The 6,000-nt window shown below is 36.1% G+C and carries 6 protein-coding genes, 1 tRNA gene and 1 rRNA gene; all 8 read left to right on the top strand.

Features of this window, described 5'->3' with window-relative positions; genetic code table 11:
- Positions 1 to 65: 65 nt before the first annotated feature.
- The 8 genes from rrf to AC6CHR_RS21380 all read left to right on the top strand — a co-directional run bounded on the left by rrf (position 66) and on the right by AC6CHR_RS21380 (position 5,266).
- Positions 66 to 181, top strand: a 5S ribosomal RNA gene (gene rrf, locus AC6CHR_RS21415).
- 10 nt (positions 182 to 191) lie between these two features.
- Positions 192 to 266: transfer RNA gene (locus tag AC6CHR_RS21410), tRNA-Asn, on the top strand.
- A 212-nt stretch (positions 267 to 478) separates the two neighbouring features.
- On the top strand, positions 479 to 1,396 hold the full coding sequence (locus AC6CHR_RS21405; protein WP_498251057.1) for a tyrosine-type recombinase/integrase: 918 nt from the start codon (positions 479 to 481) through the stop codon (positions 1,394 to 1,396).
- 108 nt (positions 1,397 to 1,504) lie between these two features.
- On the top strand, positions 1,505 to 1,633 hold the full coding sequence (locus AC6CHR_RS21400) for a hypothetical protein (protein ID WP_498251056.1): 129 nt from the start codon (positions 1,505 to 1,507) through the stop codon (positions 1,631 to 1,633).
- 243 nt (positions 1,634 to 1,876) lie between these two features.
- The gene (locus AC6CHR_RS21395) at positions 1,877 to 2,647 is read left to right on the top strand and encodes a helix-turn-helix domain-containing protein (protein WP_498251055.1); all 771 of its coding nucleotides are present in this window, start codon (positions 1,877 to 1,879) and stop codon (positions 2,645 to 2,647) included.
- Positions 2,648 to 2,723: 76 nt separating this feature from the next.
- Positions 2,724 to 3,572 carry a DUF2971 domain-containing protein gene (locus AC6CHR_RS21390; protein ID WP_498251054.1) on the top strand — a complete coding sequence of 283 codons (849 nt, stop codon included), beginning with the start codon at positions 2,724 to 2,726 and terminating at the stop codon, positions 3,570 to 3,572.
- An 89-nt stretch (positions 3,573 to 3,661) separates the two neighbouring features.
- Positions 3,662 to 4,435, top strand: coding sequence for a hypothetical protein (locus AC6CHR_RS21385; protein WP_498251053.1), 774 nt, complete (start codon positions 3,662 to 3,664; stop codon positions 4,433 to 4,435).
- A gap of 54 nt (positions 4,436 to 4,489) precedes the next feature.
- A complete protein-coding gene (locus AC6CHR_RS21380; RefSeq protein WP_498251052.1) occupies positions 4,490 to 5,266 on the top strand; it encodes a hypothetical protein in 777 nt (258 codons plus the stop codon).
- Positions 5,267 to 6,000: the final 734 nt, after the last annotated feature.

Genomic DNA, 6,000 nt, shown 5'->3' with positions numbered 1-6,000 from the left:
AAAAATGTTTGAAAAAACACTTGAAATATTCTTTTAAAATTGTATAATAATCTATGTCATAATTGTCTGGTGGCGATAGCGAAGAGGTCACACCCGTTCCCATGCCGAACACGGAAGTTAAGCTCTTCAGCGCCGATGGTAGTTGGGGGTCTCCCCCTGTGAGAGTAGGACGTTGCCAGGCTTCAAATTGATCCGCAGTAGCTCAGTGGTAGAGCTATCGGCTGTTAACCGATCGGTCGCAAGTTCGAGTCTTGCCTGCGGAGCCATTTGCTTCCATAGCTCAGTAGGTAGAGTACTTCCATGGTAAGGAAGTCACCGACCGTTCGAGTCAAAACCTTGGAAAGACAAGACTTTAAGCTAGTTTGTGTTAAGTGGTCAAGATGACACCCTCACAGCTATAAACTTCACAACTTTACATATTGAATGATACAAACCACTTTTCTTATGAGGTAAAACTCACTAGGAAGGTGGTTTTTTTGTGTTATTAAGATTTGCTTACAAAGAATTTTACTCTGATAAGGAGCTCCAAGGATTAAAGAAAGAGACCTCTCTGAAAGCTTATGATTTCCTTTTCAGTGACTTCATGGAGTGGTGTGAAAAAGAGGAAGTAACCCACGTTGAAAATATCACCTCAAGGACACTCAAGAAGTATCTCACATATTGCAAGAATGAGCGTGAAAATAACAACTCATCTTTGAATACAAAAGTTAAGCTTTTCAATACGTTCTTTGCTTTCTTGATGGATGAGAAGCTTTTGGATGATAACCCCACGAAACAAATAAAGAAGTTCCAAGAAGATATAACGATTCAGAGCTTTTCAGATAATGAAGTTCAACAAATGCTTTCCCACCTCAGAAGGAACAGAAGAAGAGAAAATGACTTGCATTCAGTAAGGAACTATACAATTTTTTGCTTGTTGCTGGGAACTGGAATGAGGATTGGTGAAGCTGTCAACCTCAAGTGGTCTGACATTCATTTTAATCAGGGTTATATCACTGTTTTTGGAAAGACGAGGAGACAAGAAGTTGTTCCAATGACTGAGAAGGTTGCTCTTGAGTTGTCCTATCTTAAAACGTTCTATGAGAGTAAGTTCAAGAACGTCTCTTCTCACGTATTCGTTAACCAGCAAAACAAGCCAATAACAGTAAATGCTATTAAGTGCTTTTTCAAGCGTCTCTCTTCAATAATGGAGTTCCGAGAAGCCAGAGTAAGTGCTCACACTTTGAGACATACGTTCGCACGAAAATTTATTGAGAATGGTGGAGATGTCTCTGTTTTGAGTCGTATTCTCAGACACCAAAACTTACAAACAACTTCTCGTTATTTAGCTTTCTTCTCAAATAAACTTGCTGAGGATAATAACAAATACAACGCTCTGAAGGATTTTAACTTATGAGAGAACTCTTCAAGAAGCTCTATAAGTGCAAGCTCAAAGGGATTCACAAATATGAGGTGTCAACTCACAAGTGTTTACGTTGTGGACATAAGAAGAGGAGTGAGAGCTATGGGAGAAGTTAATGAGCAAGCTGTTCTAAACATGGTTTCAATGGGGTTCACTGTTGAGGAAATAGCTGTTTTATTTGAGTATTCGACAAGAGACGTTAAAAGGGTTCTTAAGGAGGAATATAAGTGACTGTTGACTGGTTCGAGTGGGTTGAATTGTTATCAGAAGCCAAGGAACTTGGATATTCACCAAATGAGGTAAGTGCTATCATAGAGCAACTCAAGAACAAGTAAATAAAATAGAAAGAGCTACCTCTCCAAGTTTGGTCGCTGGGAAGAGATAGCTCTTGAGTAAATCTGAGGTTGTGACCTCTTCTCTATTATACAAGATAGTAGACTGGTTCAGCAACCTCCAAACAATGGAGGAGAAACCATGCAAGAGCTGAGAAAATACATAAGCTTTGAAACCGTAAAGGAAATGGATGAGACAGTGAACAAGGCTCTCACAAGCTATAACTTAAAGGACAGTGAAAGAGCTGTCCTCTTTGTACTGGCTCAATACAGTTGTAAGTTTGTTGGAGTATCATACATGAAGGTGAGTAAGGTTGCTGAAGGAGTTGGACTCTCCGAGAGGACTGTCAAACGCTGTCTCAAGGCTCTTGGTGAGCTGGGTATCATTACAAGAGTAAGCCAATTGAGAGTTGTCAGAGGTGGCTGGGGAGCTTCCATTACGGTTATAAATAAAGCTGAATGTCATCTCGAATTGTCACAACGTAAAGAGGTTGCAACTCCAGAGGAGACAAGCACTCAAGAGCCAACTCTAAAAACTGAAACCATTCTTTCTAAAGCTAAAAAAGCATTAAAGATAAAAGAACGTAAAGAAGACGTTGAACTTGATTATTCATACTTAGAGAACTCACATATTCCAGAGGAGTTTATTCAAGCTGTTAAGCCATTCATAAGCACAGCGAAGGAAATATACACTCTCTGGGGTAAAGTTCTTCTGACATCTAAAAAGTACGCTCCAGACGTTCTTGATTACACTGAGATAGGTATTCAAGCATTTAAGCAAACTGTTTTCGCTCATAAGCTCAACAAAATAAAGAAAGACTTCAAAGGTTATTTCTGGGGAGTACTAGCTGGTATGTTTTCAGTTGAACAGAGAAGAGCTTCAAGGGTTGAATTGTGGAACTGGCTCGAATAATATTAAATACTTCCTTTCTCGGTGTTATAATTTATATTAAATTACCTTAACAAAATTGGGGAAGAGGGGAATCTAATTGGATTTAAGTTATAAATATAATGCTTATAAACACGCTATGAGTTTCGAGTCGACTTATGGTTATTATGAAGGGCTTTATAAAGTGAGAGATAACCCAACTATTTGGAGGTACATGGATATCTCTAAGTTGGAATCTTTATTGAGTAATAAAGCTTTGTTTTTTGCTAAACCAAGTGCGTTTATAGACCCACTTGAAGGAAGTTATTCAAAATGGGATATTGAGGAATTTAAAGACAATGGTGAAATTACACATGAAACTTCAAGGGAGTATATGAGGAAAATTCAAGAGTTTTCAGCTATCTCATGTTGGCATATGAATGATCACGAGTCAGCTGGTATGTGGGATTTATACTTGAAATCTGAAGATGGTATTGCAATAAAAACAGATTATAATAGTTTGCTAAACAGTATTAGGGATTTACGATATAGAATTTTCTCTGGCAAGGTGCAGTATATAGACTTTCATAAGGAAATGACGAGCAGAAATATTTTTGACACACTATTTTATAAAAGAAAATCATTTAACCATGAAAATGAACTAAGATTTTTAATTATTGCAGGGTTTAGGGAAGATCAGTATAAATTAGAAAAGATTTTTCATGGAGAAGATATACACTATAAAAAGTGGCAATCCAAAATGGATAAGCTGGAAGAAAAGTCTTATAACTTTTCCTATGAACATGGGACTATGCTTGAATGTGACCTTAATGAGTTGATTAGTAAAATATACGTCTCCCCAAGAAGTTCTAAAGAGTTCGTTGATGAAGTTAATTCAATGGTTAAGAAACATGGACTGGATCATGAGAAAGTTGTTCAATCAGACTTGTATAACGACTTTATTTATTAAGGAGTTAAATTTATTTTTAATTGAATTATAGTTTAGTTTGTATAGGTTAAGAACTTATAAGTTAAATTCACAAGGAGAATCTAGTAATTATGGCTAATTTAAAAAGTAGAAAATTTTGGTTCTCAGTTGGAGCTGTTCTTGTTGCTCCAGTTATACTCAACTCAACAATATTTCAATTCACAACTCCCTTAACTTATGGAGATGGAGATGAATGGCTTTCCTTTTGGGGAAACTATTCTGGTGGTCTAATAAGTGCTTTTGTGGCTTATTTTATTGCTAATACTCAAATAAAGAAACAGTTGGAAATTGATAGACAAAAAGAAAATAATTCAAGAATAATTAACCAGCTCCCAGCCTTGATAAGGGTTGAGATTGAATTGGAAAGAATAATAGTTTTTTTAGAAGAGGTTACATCAATAAGGGAATTTACAGAAAAAGAAGTAGGTAGATATGAGAGTGACATAGGTAATTATTATGTAGATTTACTTAATGAGGAAAACTGGCATTACTTAGAACACATCATTAATATTGATTTGCAAATACAATTAATAAAATGCAAAGAGTTTTACAAGGACTTTACAGAAGGATTAGCTTTTAACCTTCAGGTTGCTACTGATAGAGCAGAAGAGCTTGCTATAATGACAGATCGTTTAAGTTCAGTAAATAAAAAAGATTCTTCATTGGAAAGAGACTTTCACTCTGTATGGGATGAGAGAGTTTTAATGAGAAGAAAGAAAATAGCGGGATGGAAAAAACTTGAAAATGAAAACTACCTTCAGACTATTAGAGAACTACTTAAACATGTTCAAATAGAAATTGAAAAAGCAAAAAGTAAGAAGGAAGCTTTTCAAGATACTAATTGAACTAACTTGTAAGTATTTTAGTTTAAGCATTATTGTTTAAAAGGGGAAGAGTAAATGTTCAATAAAAAGAAACAAATCTTTTGGATAACCTTCGCAGTTGTTCTTGTTGTACCAGTTATTTTGAATTTGACTATTTTTCAGTTTGGAACTCCCTTAACCTATGGAGATGGTGACGAATGGCTTTCTTTCTGGGGGAACTATGCTGGTGGCATTTTAAGTGGTCTCGTTGCTTTTGGTGTTGCTAAAATAACCTTGAATGAGGATAGAAAGAAACACAGCTATGATTTAAGGGTGAGCCAGTTACCTTCAATGATTAGAATAAAAATGGAAATGGAAAAAATCAGAGCGAACATTAAGAAAGCATATAAGCAGAAAGCTGACATCACAATGTGGAGAGGAGATAGAAGAAGTAATTTTAATGTTGAGGAATATCCTCTCCATGTTGAGCTATTAAACCAAGAAAAGTGGTCTTATATAGACAAGATTCAAGATATTGATTTACAAGTTAATCTCATTGAGATAAAGGAATTTTACGATACATTTTCTAATTCGCTTGTTTATGATGGTCTCTTTGAAAAGGAGAGATTAGCTGAGGTGGTTATTGCAATTGGCTTAAACCTCCCAGACTATAACTCAGACAACACACCACTTGAACAAGCTGAAAAGTATAGAAAAATAGAAAATGAGTTATTGTATCATGACCATACAAGGCAACAGTGCTGGAAAAAGCTTGAGGAAGGTTTCGAGCAAACTATTGAAGATACATACCAAGATTTATTGAACGCAATTGAAGAAGTGAAACAAGAGAAAGCAAAGTTTGAACAAAGATAAACAACGCCACCTCATTGGTATTTATGTAATAAATAATTACAGCAAACGAGCATTTTTATTTGAGTTGTCCTTCCCTTGGTGTGATTGAAAGTGGCATATGCTTGAATAACCTTCTAGGGTGGAATTAGATTGAGCACACTAATGAGCACAGCTTCAGAGCCAGTCTTGAGGGTAGCTCTCTTGAGGTTCTAGCATAAGAACAAGAATAAGAATTGGAACAAAAACAAAAAGGAGCTGTTAGCTCAGAAGGTTAGTCTCAGAATACGAGCTTTAAATATATGAGACAGAAATAAAAAGAGACTGTAACTAATTTACTTCAGCTAGATAGTAAGAACTTATGAGCCAGAATATGAGCTGGAACTTGTTAGTTATAACTTATTGATGGGTAGAGAGTGAGCTGGACTTCAGAACTTACTCCAAAAAGTAGACTCCAAAGGTTAAAACCTCCCCCTCGATATGGTCACTTTCCAGTATAACTCAAAGAGAACTATGTCTCTGATATATGAACAGTTCCCTCATTAGTACACCCCACAAGAACACTCAGAGCCAGCTTCTTGTCTCTTTGATTCGATTCAGAGTATTTGACTGCATAAGCTACGTCTTGAGGAAATTCTGAAGTCACCTTGAAGAGACCACTTCCCCAGCTGGAACACCCTTATTAGACCACTTCCCTCACGACTTAAAAGACGGAATATTGATATAGAGCCATTCTTTAGACCACTTTCTATATGAGG

It is taken from the genome of Metabacillus sp. GQ13, from assembly GCF_059758525.1.
Note: the sequence above shows the minus strand (reverse complement) of the source record. Positions and strands in the feature narration are given on the sequence as shown.